Source organism: Aminobacter sp. Y103A (assembly GCF_030294925.1).
Lineage (GTDB): Bacteria > Pseudomonadota > Alphaproteobacteria > Rhizobiales > Rhizobiaceae > Aminobacter > Aminobacter ciceronei.
In genome coordinates this window covers 2918433-2939339 of sequence record NZ_AP017986.1, presented here as the reverse complement: position 1 = coordinate 2939339, position 20907 = coordinate 2918433, and the positions used below count along the sequence as shown (strand labels likewise).

Sequence of the window (20907 nt, the reverse complement as noted above, 5' to 3'; positions counted from 1 at the left end):
CCGCATGCTGTGGTGGTCGTGATGACGTGGCTGCTCAGAACTTTGAGCGTCATGGCACTGGCCGGCCTTGCCGCAGCCGTGTGGTTTGCCGGCCCGCTGATCGTCCTGGTCGGCAGCCAGCCGCTCGAATCTACTGGCGCGCGCGTCGCCATCATCGCCCTCATCCTTGCATTGGCCGCAGGCATCGCCCTGTTCCGCTTCTGGTTTGCGCGCCGTGCTCAAAAGGCGCTCGCTGCCGCCATCGCCAGCGAGAGTGCCTATGACGGCGACGGCCAATTGCTCGAAACGGGCATGACCAAGGCCCTCGCGGCGCTCAAGCGCGCCAGCGGCAGGCGCAATTTCCTCTACGAGGTGCCCTGGTACCTGATCATCGGCCCGCCCGGCGCCGGCAAGACCACGGCGTTGGTGAATTCGGGCCTCACGTTTCCGATCACCGTGTCCGGCACGGCCCAGCCGGTGCCCGGCGTCGGCGGAACCCGGAACTGCGACTGGTGGTTCACCGATGAAGCGGTGCTGATCGACACCGCCGGCCGCTACACCAACCAGGATTCCGACACCGAAAGCGACCGCAAAGGATGGCTCGCCTTCCTGTCGCTGCTCAGGAAACACCGCGCCAGGCAGCCGATCAATGGCGTAATTGTCGCCATCAGCCTAGCCGATGTGATGTCTTCAAGCGACCAGGAGCTCGACGCCCACGCCGTCGTCATCCGCAATCGCCTGCAGGAAATCCACGAGACGCTGAACATCGGCTTTCCCGTCTATGTGCTGTTCACCAAGGCCGACCTGATCGCCGGCTTCATGGAGAGTTTCGGCAGTCTGGACGAAACCGACCGGCGCATGGTGTGGGGTACGACATTCCAGGGCGCCGACCGAAAGGCGAACATGGTCAGCGAGGTTCCGGCTGAATTCGATGCGCTCGTTCGCCGCCTGTCCGAGGACGTGCCCGACCGTATGCAGGGCGAGCAGGATCCGGTCGCGCGCATCGCTATCTTCAGCTTCGCCGCGCAGTTTGCTTCGCTTAAGCAACGCTGTGCGACCTTTCTCGGCCGTGTCTTCGAACCGACGAAGAAGCCGGCAAGCGCTATCCTGCGCGGCTTCTACTTCTCCTCCGGCACGCAGGAAGGCACGCCGATCGACCGCGTACTCGGCGCCATCGGCCGTGGTTTCGGCAACGGATCCCAAGCACAGCTGTCCGGGACCGGCAAGAGCTTCTTCCTGCACGACCTTTTGGCCAATGTCATCTTTGCTGAGGCCGGCTGGGTCTCCTATGACGATGCCGCCGACCGGCGCGCCAGATTTGCCCGCTTCGCCGGAACCGGCGCCATCAGCTTGATCGCCGCTGCCGCCTTGGGCGTTCTGGCGGTCAGTTATGCCGCAAACAAGGCCCTGATCGCGGCCACCAGCCAGGCTGCGGAAAGCTACACGTCGTCCGCCGCCGCACTGCTGCAGGCGGAAACCGTATCCGACGTTGACCTTGAGAATGTCATCGATGCGCTGGAGAGCATCAGCGGCCTGCCGACCGGCTACGAGCATCGCGACCAGCCGACGCCGGCGCGCGAAACGCTCGGGCTCAGCCAGCGCGCGCGGTTGTTGTCGGCATCGGAGACGACCTACCGGCTGGCGCTGGAGCGGATGCTTCGCCCTCGCCTGTTGCTGCACCTTGAACGCACCATCCAAGCGAAGATGAGCGATCCTGCGGCTCTCTACGAAGCTCTCAAGATTTATCTGATGCTCGCAGGCGAAGCGCCGAAGGTCGATGACGAACAGATCGTCTCGTGGATGAAGAAGGACTGGGAGCAGAACCGCTATCCCGGTCCGCAAAATCGCGAAGGCCGTCTCATCCTAGAAAAGCACCTGAGGGCGATGCTTACGCTCGACGATGAGTTCGATCCGGCATTCGAGCTCAATCGCCCCGTGGTCGAGTCTGCGCAGCGCGCGCTGGGCCGCATGACGGTCGCCGATCAGGCTTCCGCCTTGATCGCCTCGGCGCTGACCGCGGCCACGCTCGACGACTTCGCCGTCACCACGAAGGGCGGCCAGGAAGCGAAGCTGGTGTTTGAGACCGTCGATGGCAGCGACCTGTCTGCGCTGCGTGTTCGCGGCCTCTATACCTATGCCGGCTTCAACGATTTCTACCTGACACAGCTTTCCGGAATCGCCCAGAAACTCATAGACGAGCAATGGGTCGTCGGCGCCGGCGGCGAGCAAGGCGGCGTCGAGCAGGAACTGTTGCGGCTCGGCCCAGAGTTGCTCGACCGCTACAGCAGCGACTTTTCAGCCGTATGGAACGGTGTTCTCGACAAGCTCAAATTCCGGCCGATGGCGGCGGACAAGCCGGAATATCTCGCGCTGTCAGCCGCCGGCTCGCCCAGCTCGCCGCTGGCGCAGTTGTTCGAGGCGATTGCCCGCGAGACGGCGCTGACACGTGGCTCAGGCCCGACTGCCGACGCCGATGCGCGTGCCGATGGCCTCGCCCGCATCGGCATCGAGTTGCCGGGCCGCAAATCCGCCAGTCGCGCCGGTGCGGCATTCGCCAATGCGCCGACCATCGTGCCCGGCGCCAACATCGAGGCGCAATTCCGGCCGTTCCAGCTTCTTGTCGATGGCCGTCCCGGCCAGCGCCCGATCGATGCCCTGATCCAGAATTTCCATGCCGTCTATCAGAGCCTGACGATCTCGGCCGCCGCCCCGTCGCAGGCAGGTCGCGTCAATGCCAATCTTCAGCTGCAGATATCCAATCTCCGCGCCAACGCCTCGCGCCTGCCCAAGACACTGTCGCGCATGGTCCACGCTGCCGCCGACGATTTCGAGGGCGACGTGGCCGAGACCTCCGTAGCGCAACTCAACCAGTCGCTGCAGGAGACCGTCAGCGGCCCCTGCGAGGAAGTTATCGCCAACCGCTATCCCTTCGGCACCGGCGCCAGCCAGGATGTGCCGATCGGCGATTTCGCCCGGCTTTTCGCGCCCAGCGGCATCATCGACAGGTTTTTCGCACAAAACTTGGCCTCTTTCGCAGACATGTCGGGGACCGAATGGCAATGGAAGCAGGAGTCGCGCCTGGGCCGTGGGCTCTCCAGGTCGACGCTGAAGCAGTTCCAGCTGGCCGCCGAAATCCGCGACGCGTTCTTTCCGCTTGGCGGGTCCACGCCTGCGGTCAACATCACTTTCACGCCGTTTTCGCTGCATGGCGACGCCGACATGGCCTTGCTCGACGTCAACGGACAGGTCGTCCAGAGCTATCAGAACGGCAGCAGCCCGGGCATCGTCACATGGCCCGGCAGTGCCTCCGCCGGGTCGGCCAATCTCAGCCTTACGCCGGAGCTTCCCGGGCGCGAATCCGCCATCAGGTTCGAAGGGCCGTGGGCCTTGAAGCGCCTGCTCGACGCAGGCACCTCGACAGTCAATGGCGACAAGCTGCAACTGCGCTACGTCATCGGCGGCCGCGATGTCGCCTACACCGTCCAGATCAACCCGCCGGGCAATCCCTTTTCGCTGGCCGCATTCTCCGGTTTTACCTGTCCGAAGGGGCTTTGAAACGGTGTGTAGGCACAGTCAGTCCGGCACGTGTTAATTTCTGTACTCTAACGCACGGGCCTGTGGCAGACTGAAAGGTGCGCGCGTCAATACGCAACGCAGAGGGGCGCCCGAGAGCGCTTGAGGCCATTGAACGATGTCGTCCTCCCCTTCGAAAGCTATGGCGTCAGCCACAAGGGCTGCGTCCGTCAGGTCAATGAAGACAGCTACCTGATCGAGCCCCGCAGCGGCCTGTGGGTCGTCGCCGACGGCATGGGCGGCCACGATGCCGGCGAGGTCGCCTCCGCCAGCATCGTCGAACACTTGTCGACGATCGGCATTCCTGAATCGGCGCCGGATCTGCGCGCACGCTTCGTCGACAGGCTGAGGCTGGCTCATTCCGACATCCGAGAGATATCGGATTCGCGTGGCGCGACGATGGGTTCGACGGTTGCAGCACTGCTTGCCATGGACGGCAAGTTCGCCTGCCTGTGGCTCGGCGACAGCCGCGTCTACCTGGTGCGTGACGGTTCGATCTCCCAGGTCTCGCACGATCACACTGAGGTTCAGGAGTTGCTTGATCGCGGTGCGATCACCGCCGAGGAGGCGCAGACCTGGCCGCGCCGCAATGTCATCACCCGCGCCATAGGCGTCAGCGACGACATCGACGTCGACTTCCGCCAGGGCGATCTCTTGCCCGGCGACGTCTTCATACTCGGTACCGACGGCCTGACCGCCCATGTTTCCGACGAGGAGATCGAGGCCGCGGTGGTTTCGACGACACCGCAGGCGGCTTGCGAAGATCTGCTGGCAAAGGTCCTCGAGCGCGGCGGAACGGACAACGTCACCATTGTACTGGTGCGGATTCGGGGCGAGACCGACGGTGCAGCTTCTCAAGCTTTGGCGGGAGGCCGATAGCGGCCGGCAAGACGATGCGGGCGGGATCGGACACCGAACCGGTGCACGAGGAGCCACCTTTGCCCTGCTGACATTGCTGTCATTGCTTTGCGCCCCCAGTCTGGCTCGCGCGGAGTTTACCGTCTGTAACCAGACGCTCGACGTCGTCAATCTCGCCGTCGGCCAGGAAGTCGAAGCCGCATTCCAGACCGATGGCTGGTGGACAATCGGCGCCAATCAGTGCGTCAACGTCATCCGCGAAGAGCTGACCAACCGCTACATCTACATCTACGCGACCGACGTCTTCGGCAATGCCATCCTCAGCGGTTCGACCGACATGTGCGTCGAGCGCAAGCGTTTCACCGTGCGTGGCATCGACGAATGCTGGCAGCGTGGCCACATCGCCGCCCGCTTCTACGAAGTCGACACGCTGGAACAGTCGCGCTGGACCTTCTTCCTGACCGGGTCTTCGCCATGACGCATGGCATTGACGCGAGCTTCAAGCAGCAAAAGCAGCAGCGTATGGCCAGGCGCTCGCGCGAACGGCAGCTCAAGGCCATGATCATTGCCGGCATACTTGCCCTCACCGGTATCGTCGCTGCCGCCGTCTATTTCGGCGCGGACTACTGGCCATCGGGCGAATATGAGGGCGACCTGCAGCCGACCGAGGAAAGCGACATCGTGCCGGCCGATGCCGCTGTCTACGTCCCGGCCATCGTCGACCTCGCCGGCGACCCGATGTGGATCAACCTCGCGCATGAAGCAGGCACAGAGACCAAGCGACGCCAGCTTTCCCGCCCGGCCGATCTTATCGAAGACGGCATCTCGCCAAGCATCGAATACCTCTCCGACACGATGCTGAGCTCCAGCGAACGCTTCATGACCGCCATCCCGTCGACGCAGGACGACTTTGCCTTCTTTCAGGCGCAGCGCGCTGTCGCCGAGCCTCAGCCAGGGCAACAAACCAACATCCAGCCGACGCCGCCGATCGCAACCGACCTCGACGAAGCCGAGGGCGACGACACGTCCGATGTTGGCGCGGGCTGGGGCGAAACCATCGACCAGGGCGAAGCCGCTCTGCCCGCCTTCGAAAAAACCGCCGTCGAAAACAACACCAGCGTCGCGACCGTGACCCCGGAGCCCGAGCGGTTCGAGGCGACCGAAGACGTTTTCATCAAGATCCTCACCAGCCGCTCGCTCGAAAGCGTTGCGCTCGAGGCGCATTTTTCCACCGACGAAGCCAAGCTGGTCAGCGACGCACTCAAGGCGGTCTTCAAGCTGGAGACCCTCGAGCCCGGCTATGTCGTCGCCCTGCGCGGCTTCCGGCCGCGCCGCGGCGCCCCGGCAATGGCGTTGATGCAGGTTTCGGTCTACGCCATGAACAGGTTCATCGGCACGCTTGCCCGCAATTCGGCCGGCCAGTTCGTCGAAGGCGTCGACCCGTGGGTGCGCGACGATCTGTTCAACTATTCAGGCGCACCGCAAGCCGGCGCCCAGAAGCGCCAATACCGGCTGCTCGACGCGATCTATTCGACCGCTGCCCGCAACAACGTGCCCACCGGCGTGCTGGGCGAGGCCATCATGTACCTGTCGCGCGGCCAGGACCTGAACGCCTTTGCCACCGAGGACCAGCGCCTGGTCCTGCTCTATTCGGAGACGGCGCGCGGCAAGGATGGCGTCGCCGGCCGCGTGCTCTATGTCGGCGTCCACGGCACCGACAAGAAGCTCGAATGTTTCGTCTTCCAGCAGACTGACGGCCAGTTCTCCTGTGTCGGCGGCGACGACCAGGTTCGATCGCTGGCGACGACGAACGGTATGTTCACGCCGGTCAACGGCGTCATGACCTCGACCTTCGGACCGCGTAAGCATCCGATCCTGAAGACTGTCCGAATCCACAAGGGCGTCGACTGGGCGGCCCCCATCGGCACCCCGATCGCCGCCGCTTTTGACGGCCAGGTCGTGTTCGAGGGTGACGGCAAGGGTTACGGCAACCTCATCCGTATCTCGCATGCCAACAACCGTGAGACCCGCTATGCCCACATGCAGCGTTTCGCCGATGGCATCAGCGTCGGAACCGCGGTCAAGGCCGGCGACATCATCGGCTATATTGGCACCACCGGCTTGTCGACCGGCCCGCATCTGCATTTCGAGCTCTACCAGGACGGCCAGGCCATCGATCCGCTCGGCACTGTCTCCGTTGCCGTGGCAACGACCACAACCACGACCACTGTCGCCACCACCTCCTCGGACGATCAGGCCATCGAGATCCTGACCAACCGCATCATCCATGTCGAAAGCGGCGGCAGCGCGCGTGCCAAGAACCCGCTGTCGTCAGCGACGGGCCTGGGGCAGTTCATCAGCAGCACCTGGATCAGGATGATGAACACCTACAGGCCCGATCTCGCGCGTTCGCTCTCGACGGCCGAACTGCTCGAATTGCGCTTCGATCCGACCATCTCGCGCGAAATGGTGCGCAACCTGGCTCGCGAGGGCGAAGCCTATCTCAAGCAGCGCGGCCACCAGATCACCGCCGGGCGGCTCTATCTCTGCCACTTCCTCGGCATGGAAGGCGCCCACCAGATCCTGACCGCCTCCGGCGATGCCATGATCGCCGACGTCCTGGGCGCCGTCGTGATCAAGGCCAATCCCTTCCTCACCGGCAAGAACGCCACCTATGTCGTTGCCTGGGCGGAGAAAAAGATGACCGGACGTGCTCCTGCAGCAACCTCGCTCCCCAGTTCAACCCCGACGTCGCCGCCACCACAGGTGGTCAGGCAGACGTCGCCGGAATTCGAGAGATACAAACAGGCAATCGCGATAACTTTGAGTTCGGTTGCAAACACGCTTTGAGCATACAACCCCTCAGGTTCGGACCGAGCGGCCTTGCCTGGCAGCGTCGATCTGTCCTGGACGAATTTTCTCATTTATCCCAACTGCTTGCACTCTGGGACTTTATCGACGCCTTCGGCCGCGATATAGCATTCGCATGAATTTCGGTTCGACATTGACGCTTGCGCTGACCCTGGGTTTCTCCGCCACGCTGCTTGGCGGCTGCAGTCGCTCGTCCGATGGCACCGTCGTCATTCCGAAACCAATGGACTCCCGGCGCTTCTGGCAGGACGACGAAGCCAAGCGTGCCGCGGCCGAGCGCCAGCAGGCTGCCGCCTTTCCAACCGGGCCCGATATTCGCTTTGCCACCGAGCAGCCTGGCCCTCGCCCGGTGACGCGCGCGCCAAGCGGTGCGGCGAGCACCGGCAATTCCAAGCCGATATCCTGCCGCGCCGTAAGCGGCTCTACGGGTCGCGTCAGATACGTCTGCGAGTGATTACTGGAGCGGCCGGTCGAGCTCCAAATACGAACGCCCAACCGCGTTTGTCACCAGGTTTCGTCAGCTTCACGTCAGGGAACGCGCCGATTTAAGCCGTTTCGAATAAACGCGTTGCTTGTCTGTTGACGCACGCGCGTCGGGCGTTATAGCCGACATCAAGACATTGGAACTGAACGGAGAGGGTCCCGTCCGATGGAGATATTCACTGCTGCAGGCTTCACAGCCCTTCTGCAGGTCATAGCTATCGACCTCGTGCTTGCCGGCGACAACGCCATCGTCATCGGCCTTGCCGCGGCAGGCCTTCCGGCCGATCAGCGCAAGAAGGCCATCCTCGTCGGCATCGCCGCGGCGACCGTTCTCCGTATCGGTTTCGCACTGATCACCCAATGGCTTTTGGCCATCGGGCCGATGCTTCTCATCGCCGGCGGCCTGCTGCTTCTGTGGGTGTGCTGGAAGATGTGGCGCGAACTGAGCGTCAGCCACGAGCAGGAACATGAAGCGACCGAGGCGCTTGCCGACGCCGACTATGACAAGGACGGCAAGATCGCCGCCAAGGGCCCGCGCAAGACCTTCGCCCAGGCCGCCTGGCAGATCGTCATCGCCGACGTGTCAATGTCGCTCGACAACGTGCTCGCCGTTGCCGGTGCCGCCATGGATCATCCCACGGTGCTGATCATCGGTCTGGCGCTGTCGATCGCGCTGATGGGCTTTGCCGCCTCCTTCGTCGCGCGCCTGCTGCATCGTTACCGCTGGATCGCCTATATCGGCCTTTTGATCATCCTCTATGTCGCGGTGAAGATGCTGCTCGACGGCGCAGTAGATCAGTTCCCGGAACAGTTTGGGTTCCTCAGCGAGTGGTTTGGCGGCCACAGCGCGCCGGCCCACTGAGCCGCAGCAACAGACCAAAAAGGGCCGGAGTTTTTCCGGCCCTTTTTGCATGTGGCGATCAGCCGGTTTGCTTGGGCCCCGATCTGTGCTATTGCGCCGCCCGAATTGAGCTCTTTTCAGAGCCGACAGATCGACACATCAACAGATTTTCGGGCCGGACCTCATGGGTTACCGGCCCGCGTCCATTGGAAACCTGCCTATGTCAGCAGCACCCCGCGTCAGCTTCGTCAGCCTCGGATGCCCGAAGGCGCTTGTCGATTCCGAACGCATCCTCACCCAGCTCCGCGCCGAAGGTTATGAGATCGCCCGCAAGCACGACGGCGCCGACCTGGTCGTGGTCAACACCTGCGGCTTCCTCGATTCCGCCCGCACCGAGTCGCTGGACGCCATCGGCACGGCAATGAAGGAGAACGGCAAGGTCATCGTAACCGGCTGCATGGGCGCCACGCCCGAACTGATCCGAGAGAAGCACCCCAACGTCTTCGCCATCACCGGCCCACAGGCCTATGAAAGCGTCATGGCCGCCGTGCACGAGGCTGCTCCGCCGGCGCACGACCCGTTCACCGACCTTGTGCCGCCTCAGGGCGTCAAGCTGACCCCGCGCCACTACGCCTATCTCAAGATTTCCGAGGGCTGCAACAACCGCTGCACGTTCTGCATCATCCCCGACCTGCGTGGCGACCTTGTCTCGCGCCCTGCCGCCGACGTGCTGCGCGAAGCCGAAAAGCTGGCCAATGCCGGCGTCAAGGAACTGCTCGTCATCTCCCAGGATACCAGCGCCTACGGCATCGACGTGAAATATGCGACCAGCGTCTGGAAGGAGCGCGAGGTCCGCGCCAAGTTCCTCGACCTGTCGCAGGAACTGGGCGAACTCGGCATCTGGGTGCGCATGCATTATGTCTATCCTTACCCGCATGTCGCCGACGTCATCCCGCTGATGGCCGAGGGCAAAATCCTTCCTTATCTCGACATCCCCTTCCAGCACGCCTCGCCGCGGGTTCTGAAAAACATGCGCCGTCCGGCCCATGGCGAAAAGGCGCTCGAGCGCATCCGCGGCTGGCGTGACGTCTGCCCTGACCTCGCCATCCGCTCGACTTTCATCGTCGGCTTCCCCGGTGAAACAGAGGAAGACTTCGAAATGCTGCTCGACTGGATCGACGAGGCCAAGATCGACCGCGCCGGCTGCTTCAAATACGAGCCGGTCAAGGGCGCGCGTTCCAACGACCTCGGCCTCGAACAGATCCCCGAGGAGGTCAAGGAAGCCCGTTGGCATCGCTTCATGCAGCGCCAGCAGAAGATTTCGGCCGCCGCGCAGGCACGGAAAGTGGGCAAGCGCCTGCCCGTCATCATCGACGAGGCCAACGGCACGTCGGCCAAGGGCCGCACCAAGTACGACGCGCCCGAGATCGACGGTTCGGTCCATATCCAGTCGCGCCGTCCGCTGCGCGTCGGCGACATCGTCACCGTCAAGGTCGATCGCTCCGATCCATACGATCTCTACGGCACCGCTGTCTGACACCTCTCCAGGGGCCGCAGCATGCGGCCCCTTTCTTTTGGCCGACACGCAGCCGAATTATCCCCGCGCTAGTCCGTATGACGGATGATCTTTCCCGGCACCGGTTCGATCTGGTGACAGGCACTCTGCCGCTCAGGCGCCTGCCATCGATCGAGCCGGGGCCAGCATCATGACATCAGACCGAGAAGACCAGCAGCCCGGCCTCATGAGCGAGCGGCGCGTGACCATCGTCGGTGCGGTGCTAGCCGGTCTCGGTCCCGCCTCGCTGTCGCTGTTCACGCCGGCCATGCCCGAAATCGTTCATGCCTTCGGCACCACCGAAGAGGCGGTGAAGATGACGCTCGGGCTGTATTTCGCCGGCTTCGCCCTCACCCAGCTGGTGTGTGGTCCTCTCTCCGACGGATATGGCCGCAAGCCGGTGACGTTGGCCTTTCTCGGCATCTACCTTCTCGGCAGCCTGGGCGCGCTGGTCGCGCCCTCCATCGACGTGCTGATCCTGTCGCGGCTGTTGCAGGGCGCGGGCGCGGCAGTCGGGCTGTCTTTGTCGCGCGCGATCGTGCGCGACCTCTTTGCCCACGAGCAATCAGCACGCATCCTCAACCTGATCACGCTGATCCTGGCGCTGGCGCCGGCCATCGCGCCGACAGTCGGCGGTCTGGTCATGGAAGTCGCCGGCTGGCATGCCATCTTCTCGATCATGTTCCTGATGGGCGTGGCGTCGTTGCTGACGGTCCGTTTCGCGCTGGTCGAAACCGTCGAGCGCGACCCGAGCCGGGTGCGGCTGGGCGCCGTCATGAAAACCTATCGCAATTTGCTCGGCAGCGGCTATTTCCTGTTCTCCAGCCTCGTCATCGCCGGCACCCTGGGCGCCTACTACACCCAGGCGACCGTCCTGCCCTTCATCCTGATGGATCGGCTGGGGCTGACGCCGGCGCAGTTCGGCCTCGCGATGCTGTTCCAGTCGGCCAGCTTCATTTCCGGCTCGCTTGTCATGCGCAGTCTCATCCCACGTTATGGTGCCTATCGTATGGTGCCCGTCGGCCTGGGGATCAGCAGCCTCGGGGCTGCTGCCATGGCGGTCTTGCTCGGACTGTACGAGCCAACCTTCCTGTCGGTCGCGCTGCCCATGGCCATGTTCGTTCTAGGCAATTCATTCGTCATGCCGGCAATGTCTGCCGCGACTGTCGCCGCCTTCCCCGACAGTGCCGGGGCCGCCTCCTCGCTGAGCGGGTTCCTGCAGATGGGCAGTGGCCTCCTGGGCACTGTCGTCGCCGGTATCCTCGGCGATGCGATGCTGGGCATGTCCGTCGTCGTGCCGTTGATGGCACTGGGGGCCGTGCTCGCTTGGCTGGCCTGGCGCAAGCTGCCGGAGCCTGCCCTTGCGCGGGCCGTCGTCACCAGGAAGGCACCGCCGCGCTGAAGCATGCGTCTTTTGTTAGCTCTCGCTAACGAATTCGGAAGCTCCTCCCCCTCCATCGTCCAAGCGGACGATGTTTCGGACACATGGCCGTGACTGTTTGTCGGTCGAAGTAAGCGGAGGAGAAACGCATGAACTTCCAATGGAATGGTTCCATTACGCGTCGCACTGCCATCGGAATGGTGTCGGTGGCAGCCCTTGCCTTGTCGGCAGGTATTTCGCAGGCACAGGAGGTCGTCAAGATCGGCGGCATCATGTCGATGACCGGCGGCGGCGCCTCGATCGGCAAGACCGCCGAAGTGGGCTGGAAGCTGGCCATCGAAGACATCAATGCCGCCGGCGGCATTCTCGGCAAGAAGGCCGAGCTGGTTCTCGGCGACACCATGACTGACCCGACCCATGCCGTTGCCGAAGTGCGTCGCCTGATCGAGAACGAAAAGGTCGAGGCGCTCGTCGGCCCGGCAACCAGCCAGGAAACCATTCCGGTCGTTCCTGTGGCGAGCGAAAAGAAGATCGCCCAGGTTTCTTCTGCTGCCTCGACTCAGCTGACGCCCGAAGCTGGTCCGTTCCACTTCTCGGGCTCGGTCACTGGTCTCAATCAGATGAAGCCGAACATCGACTTCGCCATCGACGTGCTGAAGCTCAAGAAGCTGGCGCTGATTTCGGACAATGGCGGCATGTCCAAGGCTGCCGTGGTCGAGATCGTCGACTACCTCAAGTCGAAGGGCGTCGAGCCGACCGCGGTGCAGGAGTTCGCCTTCCGCACCGAAGACATGACCCCGCAGCTGTTCCAGATGCGCAGCTCGGGCGCCGAAGCGATCCTTCTGATCAACTCGATCGGCGACGACTCGCGCAAGCTGCTCGAAAACCGCGCCGACATCGGCTGGGACGTGCCGGTTCTGGCCAACCAGACGATGACCAACTACGCCGTCGGCAACGTCGCAGTGGTCGGCGAAGACGCCTTCAAGGACGTCTACAGCGTGCAGTTCGTCGGCATGACCTATTGCCCGAGCGACCCAGTCGGCGAAAACGCCTTCGCCAAGTTCGCCAAGCGCGCAAAGGAACAGGTCGCCGACGTCGACCGCATGGGCGGTGCCTCGGCGCTGATCCCGTACTACATCCAGCCGATCGTGCTGGCGGCTGCCATCAACGGTTCGGGCAAGACCGACGGCGAGTCGGTCGCTGCCTGGCTGCAGGCCAATGCCGCGTCCGTCCAGATGCTCACCGGCCCGATCCAGGCGAGCGGCAAAAGCCACTTCCTGCCGGCGCCCGAGTCGATCAAGGTGGTCAAGAACCCCTACAAGCCGCGCGAAGACGGTCTGGTCGAGCGCGCTGACTGCGGCGCCTGATTTCCTTCTTCATCTGCTGAACGTGCGGGCCGGGTCGCAAGATCCGGCCCGTTTCGTTTGCACTCTGCCCAAGACTTGTCCACCACTGACACCATGTCAAAAATTCTACGCAACGCATTTCGAATTTGACGACGTGTCAATTTAATGACATAACTGTCGACATTAAACATTTCGCATTCGGGAGGAAGCGCGATGACCGGTTCGAGCCTACGCAGCATGACAACTGGATCGTCGTCCGTCCGGCATCTTGCCCGACGAGGTTTCCTCCCGCCGTCCTGATCGGCTGACGCCGGGCCGATACCAGGCCCTCGCCAATACAATCGAACTCATGACCTCCTGGCATGCACCGCGCAGCCGGGAACCGGTCCCGCACGCCCCCGTGCGGCGGATTTTGGGAGCTCCTGCCATGACCTTTCACGCCAGATCGATCGTCGAATTCGGCCATTTCCTCAACCGCGTCTCTGACAGCCTGATGAACGGCAAGCCGCTGCGCACCCCGCTCGAGCTGATCCGCGAGCAGTTCGACGCCTATGCCGCCGTGCTGGTGATAGAGGACCGCCTGCGCACCGGCGAAACCTATTACGCCTTTACCGAGATCGATGAGCAGATGACCGACACGGCAGGTGCAGCCCTCACGCGCCCGGCGCAGCTCGCTTATCTCTCCGAGCGCTGCCAGCCGATGTCGGCCACCTATGTGCCCACCGATGACACCGCGCGCTACACGCTCTGGGTATTCCGTGACCGCTCGGACGCCAAATTCGATGACGACGCAGCCTCGGTCTGCGAGATCCTCGTTTCGCAGCTTGCGCGCGGCGTCGAGACGTCCTGGCGCATGGGCGCCACCGAGGTCGAGCGCCGGCTCTATTCCGACGTCATGGACAAGCTCTATGTCGGTGTCGTCATCCTCGACCATTCCGGCAAGATCGTCCGCGCCTCGGACGCCGCAACGCGCCTGCTCGAAGCCCGTGACGGCCTGCAGATTCAGGGCAACAAGCTGCGCGCCACCTCGGCCAAGGAGGACCGCGACTTCCAGACGGCGGTCAAGGCGGCAATGCAGCTCGCCGCCGACGATGCCGGCACGACGTCGCGCGGGCTGTCGCTGACCAAGCAGTCGGGTTCGCGCAATCTCGGTGTCATCGTCCGCCCAATCCGCGGCAGCAAGGACAACGCCGCAGCCGCCAACTCGGCCGTCGCCGTCTACATCCGTGATCCCGAAGCCAATCCCGAGGTCGAAGGCGAACTCGTGCGCCAGCTGTTCGATCTGACGCCAGCGGAAGCCGCGGTTGCCCGCCGACTGACGGCAGGCCTGTCGCTCGAAGACGCCGCCACCTCGCTCGACATCTCCCGCAACACCGCACGCGCCCATCTGCGCTCGATCTTCTCCAAAAGCGGCATCACACGCCAGACGGAACTGGTCCGGCTGGTGCTGAACAGCGCCGTGATCCTCGGTCATGGGCCGCGCCAGGCGGCCTGACAGCTCATCCTCCCAACTCCCTGTCGACCCAAACTGAAAGCGCCGGCGGACAAGGTCCCCGGCGCTTCTTTTCGTCTGAGCAGATGGAAAGCGTATCCCCTCGACAAGAAAGGCGCCGCGAACGGCGCCTCTCTGGTCAGAACAGCGATTTCAGCTGTTCCTTGGCGTAGCCCACGCCTTCGTGGGCCCGGCCTTGCCGAAATTTCAACGCCCAGGCAGGATCGGCCAGCAATGCCCGGCCGACAGCCAGTATGTCGAACTCGTCGCGTGCAAGCGGCTTTTCGATCACGTCGAGCGAAGCCGCTTCCGCCGCATTGAGCCCCGGCCGGTCGAGGCCGACGCCGCCGACGGCGATGACGGGCAAGCCGGTGAGCTTCTTCGTCCAGCCGGCGAGCGTCATGTCGCCTTCCGCCGCGAAACCCGGCTCCCAAATGCGGCGTGTCGAGCAGTGCATGATGCTGACGCCGGCATCGACCAGCGGCTCAAGCACTTCGGCCAGCTCAGTGGGCGTCTGGCCTAGCACGGCCTTGTAGTCCTGCTGCTTCCATTGCGAATAGCGGAAAGAGATCGGAAAGTCGGGACCGACGCGGCTGCGCATCGCCTCGATCACCTCGACTGCGAAGCGGGTGCGCTCGCGACGGTTGCCGCCATAGCGGTCGGTGCGGCGGTTGGAGGTCTCCCAGAAGAACTCGTCGATCAGATAGCCATGCGCACCGTGGATCTCTACGCCGTCGAAACCAAGCCGCTGTGCGGCTTCCGCCGCCTCGGCATAAGACTCGATCACCTCGAGGATTTCTGGCTCGGTCATCGCCCTGGTCGCTTCGGGATGGCCGGTAAACGCGTTGGTGTTCTCGGACGGGCCGACACCCGGTACGCCCGGCTGCGGCGCCATGGCCGAGTTGCGGAAACTGCCGGTGTGCCAGAGCTGCGGAAATATCTTGCCGCCGGCGGCATGCACTGCCGAACGTACCTTGGCCCAGCCGGCAAGGGCTGCCTCGCCGGCAAAGTAGGGCACGCCCTCATAGCTCGGCGCCGTGGGATGGCCGATATAGGTCGCCTCGGTAATGATGAGGCCGACCTGGTTCAACGCCCGGCGCGAATAGTAGGCAGAAACCTTCTCGTGCGGCACGCCGTCGGCGCAAAAATAGCGCGACATCGGCGCCATGGCGATGCGGTTGGACAGCTCCAGCTTGCCGATCTTGATCGGCTGGAACAGCTTGCCGGCGATCAGCCCCTCGGAGGTCTTCTCAGCGCACACGGTTGCCACGGATTTCATTGCCTCTGCGCATGGTTTCGATGAAGGTTTCGAGCGGCGCCGGTTCCGGCAGGGCCTCATCGGGGCCAGAGCGCGCCCAGAACTCTTTCCACGACGGAAACAGCTCGTGGAACGAGCCTTCATAGGGCTCGCGGCCGGGCCAGCGCATCTTGCGCGCGCCGACGGGCGGTTTGTTGAGATCGGTGGCGTACCAGTAGAGCGGCTGGCGGCGGCGGAAGAACCAGCGCCCGTCGATGCGCTCGTAGCGGTCGTAATACATCATCTGCATGATGACCCACTCGGCGCCGCATTCGTGCTCGTTCTTGGAGTAGACGACGCCCACCGCATTGTCGGCATCGACGAACTCGATGATTGTCGAGCCGACATGGTGCGAGGTGCCGTCGAACTGTTTGCGCATCGTCTCGTCGAGCCAGTCACGCAGCGCCGCCCTGCCCGACTTGCCGCCGCCGACCTTGACGTCGGGCGCAAACAGCGAGGCCATCGCGTTCATGTCGCGCATGTCGAGCGCCAGCGAATATTTGGAAATCAGCTGGCGGATCTCGTCGCGCGACTCGAGCCTGTCCAGTCGCGCCAGGATCTCCGCCTGCGCGTCACCAGTCTTGTTCATTGTCACCTCCGGTGGCCGAAGCGCCCAGCGCCTCAGAAGTAGTAGCGGCCGACCATGTCGGCGACGCAGGCCGGCTTGGCCGAACCTTCGATCTCTATGGTCACCCGCACCGTCGTCTGCACGGCATTGCCAGGCAGGAACTCGGCATTGACCAGCTCGCCCGTCGCCCGGACCTTGGAGTTGACCGGCACGGGTGCCGGAAAGCGCAGCCGGTCGCAACCATAATTAATGCCCAGCTTCATGCCCTCGGCCTTGAACAGGTCGGGCAGGAAGCCGTTGATCAGCGAAAACGTCAGGCAGCCATGCGCAACCGTTCCGCCAAACGGACCGTCCCTGGCGCGAACCGGATCGACATGGATCCACTGGTGGTCACCGGTCGCCTCCGCAAACATGTCGATACGCGCCTGGTCGATGGTGAGCCAGTCGGTCGAGCCGAGGTTCTGGCCGATGGCTGCCACCGCCTCGTCGGGCGAGGAGAAGACGAGCCCCATCGTCAGGCCCTCTGGCTGGAGACCGAGACGATCTCGCCAACCATGTAGCCGGCATAGTCGCTGGCGAGGAACATCATGACGTTGGCGATTTCCCACACCTCGGCTGCGCGGCCGAAGGCCTCCTGGCTCGCCAGCGCGTCGAGCTGCTCCTGCGGCGCCGAGCGCTTGAGGAAGTCGTGCATGGCGATCGATGGAGACACGGCATTGATGCGGATACCGTATTCGGCAGCTTCCACCGCCGAGCAGCGGGTGAAGGCCATCACACCTGCCTTGGCGGCAGCATAATGCGATTGACCCTTTTGGGCGCGCCAGCCGAGCACGGAGGCGTTGTTGACGATGGCGCCCTTGCCGCGCGGCTGCATCTTCTTGAGTGCGGCGCGCGTCATGCGCATCGTACCGGTCAGGGTGACGTCGAGCACCAGGTTCCATTCGGCGTCGGTCATTTCCACGACGGACTTGAGGCCGCCGAGACCGGCGTTGTTGATCAACACGTCGATGCCGCCGAGCTTGTCTTCAGCCGCATCGACAAGCGACTGCACCTGCTCCTCGTCGGTGACGTTGCAGAGCTGACTGTAGATCTCGACGGTCGGCGAGAGTTCGCGCAGCTTGTCGGCCGCTTCCGCCAGGCGCCGTTCGTGGACGTCGGAGATCATGATGGCGCGGCAACCTTCCTCGATCGCCTTGCGGGCTGCAGCGAAGCCGATGCCGACGCCGGCAGCCGCGGTAATGAGCACCGAACGGCCCTTGAGCAGGCCATGGCCTTCGACATAGGGCGGGGCGGGAAGGATCTTGGTGGCGGTCATGTCCGGGCGTCCTGATCTGGTTACTTCTTGAAGTCGGCGTCGCGTTTGCCGACGAAGGCGTCGCGCGCTTCCTGCGATTCCTGGGTGAGATAGGCCTGGGCCGTGAACCCCTGCTCCCAGCGGTATTTCTTCTCGAGATCGCCATCCTCGATGCCGTTCAGCGCCTCTTTGGCGAGACGGATCATGATCGCGCTCTTGGCGGCGATGGTCTTGGCGAGCTTGAGGGCGGCATCTCGGAGCTCCTCGCGCGGCACCACCTTCTCGACCGCGCCGAGGCGATAGGCTTCCGCAGCGTCGATCGGCTCGCCGGTGAAATACATCTGGCGCACCTTCTGCACCGGAAACAGGCGCTGCAGATGCGCGCCGGCGCCGAGCGCGCCGCGGTCGACCTCTGGCACGCCGAAGGTCGCGTCAGGCGAGCACAGGACGATGTCGGCCGAGCCGCAAATGCCGATGCCGCCGCCGAGGATGTAGCCATGGGCAGCCACGATCACCGGCTTCAGGCCGCGATGGATGGCGCGGAAGGTTTCCCAGTTGCCGGCATTCACTTCGGGAATGCGCTCCGGGTGCTTCTGAAGTTCCTTGATGTCGACGCCGGCGCAAAAGCCCCGCCCCTCGGCACGGATCACGATTACGCGGACATCGGCATTGGCGTTGAGCGCGTCGATCTCCTGCGAAAGCCTGCGCCAGCCGATACTGTCGAGCGCATTCACCGGCGCGTTCTCGATCACCAGTTCGGCAATGCCGTCCTCGATTTTGGTCCAGAATTGGTCGCTCATCGAATTCTCTCCACTCAATTGGCGGCGACGAGCGCCGAGATGGCCTTGAGCCGCGCTTCCGCCTCGCTGACGATGCGGGCGATCAGCTCTTCGCAGCTTTCGAGCCTGTCGATCATGGCTGCGGCCTGGCCGGAAGGCAGCAGGCCGGTTTCTGTGTTGCCTTCGACCACGCCGCGTTGCACCAGCGTCGGCAGGTTCGGCGCCATCACGGTCTGGGCGAAGCTGTTCTCGCCGCTCGACAGCACCTTGAGGCCGAGCTTGGCCATGGCGATCGGGCCAAGCCCGCTCTCCTTGCCCCACTGGCGTGCGTACTTCATGCTCATGGCGAGGCGCGCCGGCAGGCTCATGTTTTCGAGGCGCCTGATCTCGGCATTCTCGATGAAGCGCTGCGGCAGGCCGTCGACGGCGGTGGTCGTGCGGATGAGTGTCGGGTCCTTGGTCGCGAGATAGCGATCCAGCGCCGAGCGCGGCACCGGCGATTCGTTGGTCATCAGGAAGCGCGTGCCCATGGCGATTCCGGCGGCGCCATAGCCGAGAGCTGCAGCAAGGCCGCGCCCGTCGAAGAAGCCGCCGGCGGCAACCACCGGAACCTTCACGGCGTCGAGCACCTGGGGCAAAAGGATGGTCGTCGGCACAGCACCGGTATGGCCACCCCCCTCACCGCCCTGGACGGTGATGATGTCGGCACCGAGCTCGACAGCCTTGATCGCGTGCTTGACCGCACCGACGGTGGGCATGCACACCACGCCGGCATCCTTGAGCCGCTTGATCGTCTTGGCATCGGGGCCGCGGCCGTAACTCACGGCGCGCACCTTGTGCTTGATGACCACCGAGATGACTTCTTCGGCGTTGGGCTGGAACATGTGGAAATTGACGCCGAACGGACGGTCCGTCTTCGACTTGATGGCGAGGATCTGGTTTTCGACATCGCCCGGCTCGGTGGTCGCACCCGCGAAGAAACCGAAGCCACCGGCATTGCAGGTCGCGGCGGTGAGGTTTGCGTCGGCCACCCAGCCCATGGCCGTCTGCACCACCGGATAGCGGCTGCCGAGGCGTTCGCACAAGACGGTATGCAGGTTCATGGACATTCTCTCTCGCTGGAAGATCCGGCGACCGCCCATCGGCCGATGGCAGAAGGGCGATCGCACTGTCTCGTTTCAAATGATGCGCCGCACAAAGCCGAACATCGTCTGAATGAACTAACGAAAACGATCAGTAGAAGACGCGTCCGCCGTTGACCATCAAGGTCTGGCCGGTGATGAAGCGCGACTTTTCGCTCGACAGGAAAATCACAGCATTTGCAATGTCTTCCGGCTCGCTGAGTTCACCGAGCGGGATCATGTTCCTGGCCCGCTCATAGGCATCCTTGGGGATGCGCTGCATGGCGCGCGTATTGGTCGGGCCGGGGCAGACGGCATTGACGTTGACCTTGAACGGCCCGAGTTCGCGGGCAAGCGCGCGGGTGAAACCGAGCACGCCGGCCTTGGCCGAGGCGTAGTCGACAGTGCCGATATCGCCATTCATCGCCGAGTCCGACGAGATCGAGACGATCTTGCCCGAGCGGCGCTCACGCATGTCCTCGACCACCTGGCGTGTGCAGGTCAGCGTCGTCATCAGCGACACGCCGATCACGAACTGCAGCGTCTCGGGTTTGGCCTGCCAGAACTCGGAATAGTTTTCCCGCGCGGTCTGGCCGATGTTGTTGAGCAGCATGTCGACCGGCCCGAGGTCGCGCTTGATGCGGACAAAGCTCTCGGCGACGACCTCCTGATCCATCATGTCGCCGACCAGGGGCAGCGCTTTGACCTTGTGGGCGCGCACCAGTTCGGCGGTTTTGGCCAGCGCCGCGGCTTCGCGGTCGAGGATCGCGACATCGGCACCTTCCTGGGCATAGGCAATTGCCGCGGCGCGGCCGATGCCGTTGCCGGCACCGGTCACCACGGCAATCTTGCCGGCGAATTGTCTCTGGTCAGTCATGCTTTCGCTCCCTCAGGAAGTCCTGGTCTGTGAACTGGTTTGGATGTCAGCCATGACGACCGAAAAGCGTCAGGGCCCGGTAGGACAGGTCGTCGGGTCCCGGCTGGCCAGGCGGGCTGCCGGCAGCGAAATCCTTGTAGGCATCGGCGTCAACGACTCGCCTGGTCGACCAGTCGAGCGTGATCGAGCGACCGAGAAATCGCCACTCGCCGCCATCCCTCCGGTAGCGGTCGAGGCTGCGGCTGCCGGTGATCACTTCATGAGCGTCGGGGCCATGGGTGCGGTGATAGTTGATCTTGTAGACCTCGCCCTCGGCGCGGTCGCCATCGACCTCGAAGCTGGTGTTGACCACGTAATGCGCGGTCGCGGCATAGTTCGACAGCGCCTTCTCGACGAAGGCCATATAGTCGTCCGGCCCGCCCACGAACATGTCGCCATGCTCCTCGTAGGCTTCGTCGTGATAGAGGCTGCGCAACAGCTTGAAGTCGCGCCGGTCGACGGCGCGCGAATAGGCCGTCACCAGTCGCCGCAGCGCCTCGCGCGCCGCGATCTCCTGAAGACCCGCCTCCCTGATGCCCATGCCAAATTTCCT

Annotated in this window: 18 protein-coding genes; 10 read left to right on the top strand and 8 right to left on the bottom strand. The window is 63.8% G+C overall.

The window, feature by feature from the left end; genetic code table 11:
- Positions 1–21 precede the first annotated feature (21 nt).
- From tssM to Amn_RS14305, 10 genes are all read left to right on the top strand, one after another.
- Positions 22–3534 (top strand): type VI secretion system membrane subunit TssM, encoded by a 3513-nt coding sequence (gene tssM / locus Amn_RS14350; protein WP_286288396.1) that lies wholly within the window; start codon positions 22–24, stop codon positions 3532–3534.
- 129 nt (positions 3535–3663) lie between these two features.
- Positions 3664–4431: a PP2C family protein-serine/threonine phosphatase gene (locus tag Amn_RS14345; protein ID WP_154386520.1), complete on the top strand. Its 768-nt coding sequence runs from the start codon at positions 3664–3666 to the stop codon at positions 4429–4431.
- Positions 4432–4495: 64 nt separating this feature from the next.
- The gene (locus Amn_RS14340; protein ID WP_067966559.1) at positions 4496–4888 is read left to right on the top strand and encodes a DUF1036 domain-containing protein; all 393 of its coding nucleotides are present in this window, start codon (positions 4496–4498) and stop codon (positions 4886–4888) included.
- Positions 4885–7260 (top strand): peptidoglycan DD-metalloendopeptidase family protein, encoded by a 2376-nt coding sequence (locus Amn_RS14335; protein ID WP_286288390.1) that lies wholly within the window; start codon positions 4885–4887, stop codon positions 7258–7260. The genes Amn_RS14340 and Amn_RS14335 overlap by 4 nt, the downstream gene beginning before the upstream one ends.
- Before the next feature lie 136 nt (positions 7261–7396).
- Positions 7397–7735, top strand: coding sequence for a hypothetical protein (locus Amn_RS14330; protein ID WP_286288388.1), 339 nt, complete (start codon positions 7397–7399; stop codon positions 7733–7735).
- A 195-nt stretch (positions 7736–7930) separates the two neighbouring features.
- Entirely contained in the window at positions 7931–8626 is a 696-nt protein-coding gene (locus tag Amn_RS14325; protein ID WP_067962072.1) for a TerC family protein, read from the top strand.
- 199 nt (positions 8627–8825) lie between these two features.
- Entirely contained in the window at positions 8826–10142 is a 1317-nt protein-coding gene (rimO, locus tag Amn_RS14320) for a 30S ribosomal protein S12 methylthiotransferase RimO (protein ID WP_154386523.1), read from the top strand.
- Between the two features lie 169 nt (positions 10143–10311).
- The gene (locus tag Amn_RS14315) at positions 10312–11562 is read left to right on the top strand and encodes a multidrug effflux MFS transporter (protein ID WP_067962075.1); all 1251 of its coding nucleotides are present in this window, start codon (positions 10312–10314) and stop codon (positions 11560–11562) included.
- A gap of 128 nt (positions 11563–11690) precedes the next feature.
- On the top strand, positions 11691–12908 hold the full coding sequence (locus tag Amn_RS14310) for an ABC transporter substrate-binding protein (RefSeq protein ID WP_246340692.1): 1218 nt from the start codon (positions 11691–11693) through the stop codon (positions 12906–12908).
- 406 nt (positions 12909–13314) lie between these two features.
- Positions 13315–14382 (top strand): helix-turn-helix transcriptional regulator, encoded by a 1068-nt coding sequence (locus Amn_RS14305; protein ID WP_286288379.1) that lies wholly within the window; start codon positions 13315–13317, stop codon positions 14380–14382.
- Positions 14383–14518: 136 nt separating this feature from the next.
- On the opposite strand, the gene Amn_RS14300 is transcribed toward Amn_RS14305, so the two are convergent.
- From Amn_RS14300 to Amn_RS14265, 8 genes are all read right to left on the bottom strand, one after another.
- A complete protein-coding gene (locus tag Amn_RS14300; protein WP_286288378.1) occupies positions 14519–15658 on the bottom strand; it encodes an NADH:flavin oxidoreductase in 1140 nt (379 codons plus the stop codon).
- Complete coding sequence (locus Amn_RS14295; RefSeq protein WP_286288375.1) at positions 15630–16265, bottom strand: nuclear transport factor 2 family protein; 636 nt, start codon at positions 16263–16265, stop codon at positions 15630–15632. The genes Amn_RS14300 and Amn_RS14295 overlap by 29 nt, the downstream gene beginning before the upstream one ends.
- A gap of 32 nt (positions 16266–16297) precedes the next feature.
- On the bottom strand, positions 16298–16756 hold the full coding sequence (locus Amn_RS14290; RefSeq protein WP_286288374.1) for a MaoC family dehydratase: 459 nt from the start codon (positions 16754–16756) through the stop codon (positions 16298–16300).
- Between the two features lie 2 nt (positions 16757–16758).
- Positions 16759–17559, bottom strand: coding sequence for an SDR family oxidoreductase (locus Amn_RS14285; RefSeq protein ID WP_286288372.1), 801 nt, complete (start codon positions 17557–17559; stop codon positions 16759–16761).
- 20 nt (positions 17560–17579) lie between these two features.
- Positions 17580–18338 carry an enoyl-CoA hydratase family protein gene (locus Amn_RS14280; protein ID WP_067962089.1) on the bottom strand — a complete coding sequence of 253 codons (759 nt, stop codon included), beginning with the start codon at positions 18336–18338 and terminating at the stop codon, positions 17580–17582.
- Between the two features lie 14 nt (positions 18339–18352).
- Positions 18353–19420, bottom strand: a complete 1068-nt coding sequence (locus Amn_RS14275; RefSeq protein ID WP_154386525.1) for an NAD(P)H-dependent flavin oxidoreductase — start codon at positions 19418–19420, stop codon at positions 18353–18355.
- A gap of 130 nt (positions 19421–19550) precedes the next feature.
- Positions 19551–20315 carry an SDR family NAD(P)-dependent oxidoreductase gene (locus Amn_RS14270; protein WP_286288367.1) on the bottom strand — a complete coding sequence of 255 codons (765 nt, stop codon included), beginning with the start codon at positions 20313–20315 and terminating at the stop codon, positions 19551–19553.
- Positions 20316–20361: 46 nt separating this feature from the next.
- Positions 20362–20895 (bottom strand): nuclear transport factor 2 family protein, encoded by a 534-nt coding sequence (locus Amn_RS14265; protein WP_067962096.1) that lies wholly within the window; start codon positions 20893–20895, stop codon positions 20362–20364.
- Positions 20896–20907: the final 12 nt, after the last annotated feature.

Excerpts from the sequence above, each read along its gene's own strand:
- tssM (WP_286288396.1), top strand. The coding sequence starts at position 22 with ATGACGTGGCTGCTCAGAACTTTGAGCGTCATGGCACTGGCCGGCCTT.
- Amn_RS14335 (WP_286288390.1), top strand. The coding sequence starts at position 4,885 with ATGACGCATGGCATTGACGCGAGCTTCAAGCAGCAAAAGCAGCAGCGT.
- Amn_RS14330 (WP_286288388.1), top strand. The coding sequence starts at position 7,397 with ATGAATTTCGGTTCGACATTGACGCTTGCGCTGACCCTGGGTTTCTCC.
- Amn_RS14325 (WP_067962072.1), top strand. The coding sequence starts at position 7,931 with ATGGAGATATTCACTGCTGCAGGCTTCACAGCCCTTCTGCAGGTCATA.
- rimO (WP_154386523.1), top strand. The coding sequence starts at position 8,826 with ATGTCAGCAGCACCCCGCGTCAGCTTCGTCAGCCTCGGATGCCCGAAG.
- Amn_RS14315 (WP_067962075.1), top strand. The coding sequence starts at position 10,312 with ATGACATCAGACCGAGAAGACCAGCAGCCCGGCCTCATGAGCGAGCGG.
- Amn_RS14310 (WP_246340692.1), top strand. The coding sequence starts at position 11,691 with ATGAACTTCCAATGGAATGGTTCCATTACGCGTCGCACTGCCATCGGA.
- Amn_RS14305 (WP_286288379.1), top strand. The coding sequence starts at position 13,315 with ATGACCTTTCACGCCAGATCGATCGTCGAATTCGGCCATTTCCTCAAC.
- Amn_RS14300 (WP_286288378.1), bottom strand. The coding sequence starts at position 15,658 with ATGAAATCCGTGGCAACCGTGTGCGCTGAGAAGACCTCCGAGGGGCTG.
- Amn_RS14295 (WP_286288375.1), bottom strand. The coding sequence starts at position 16,265 with ATGAACAAGACTGGTGACGCGCAGGCGGAGATCCTGGCGCGACTGGAC.
- Amn_RS14290 (WP_286288374.1), bottom strand. The coding sequence starts at position 16,756 with ATGGGGCTCGTCTTCTCCTCGCCCGACGAGGCGGTGGCAGCCATCGGC.
- Amn_RS14285 (WP_286288372.1), bottom strand. The coding sequence starts at position 17,559 with ATGACCGCCACCAAGATCCTTCCCGCCCCGCCCTATGTCGAAGGCCAT.
- Amn_RS14280 (WP_067962089.1), bottom strand. The coding sequence starts at position 18,338 with ATGAGCGACCAATTCTGGACCAAAATCGAGGACGGCATTGCCGAACTG.
- Amn_RS14275 (WP_154386525.1), bottom strand. The coding sequence starts at position 19,420 with ATGAACCTGCATACCGTCTTGTGCGAACGCCTCGGCAGCCGCTATCCG.
- Amn_RS14270 (WP_286288367.1), bottom strand. The coding sequence starts at position 20,315 with ATGACTGACCAGAGACAATTCGCCGGCAAGATTGCCGTGGTGACCGGT.
- Amn_RS14265 (WP_067962096.1), bottom strand. The coding sequence starts at position 20,895 with ATGGGCATCAGGGAGGCGGGTCTTCAGGAGATCGCGGCGCGCGAGGCG.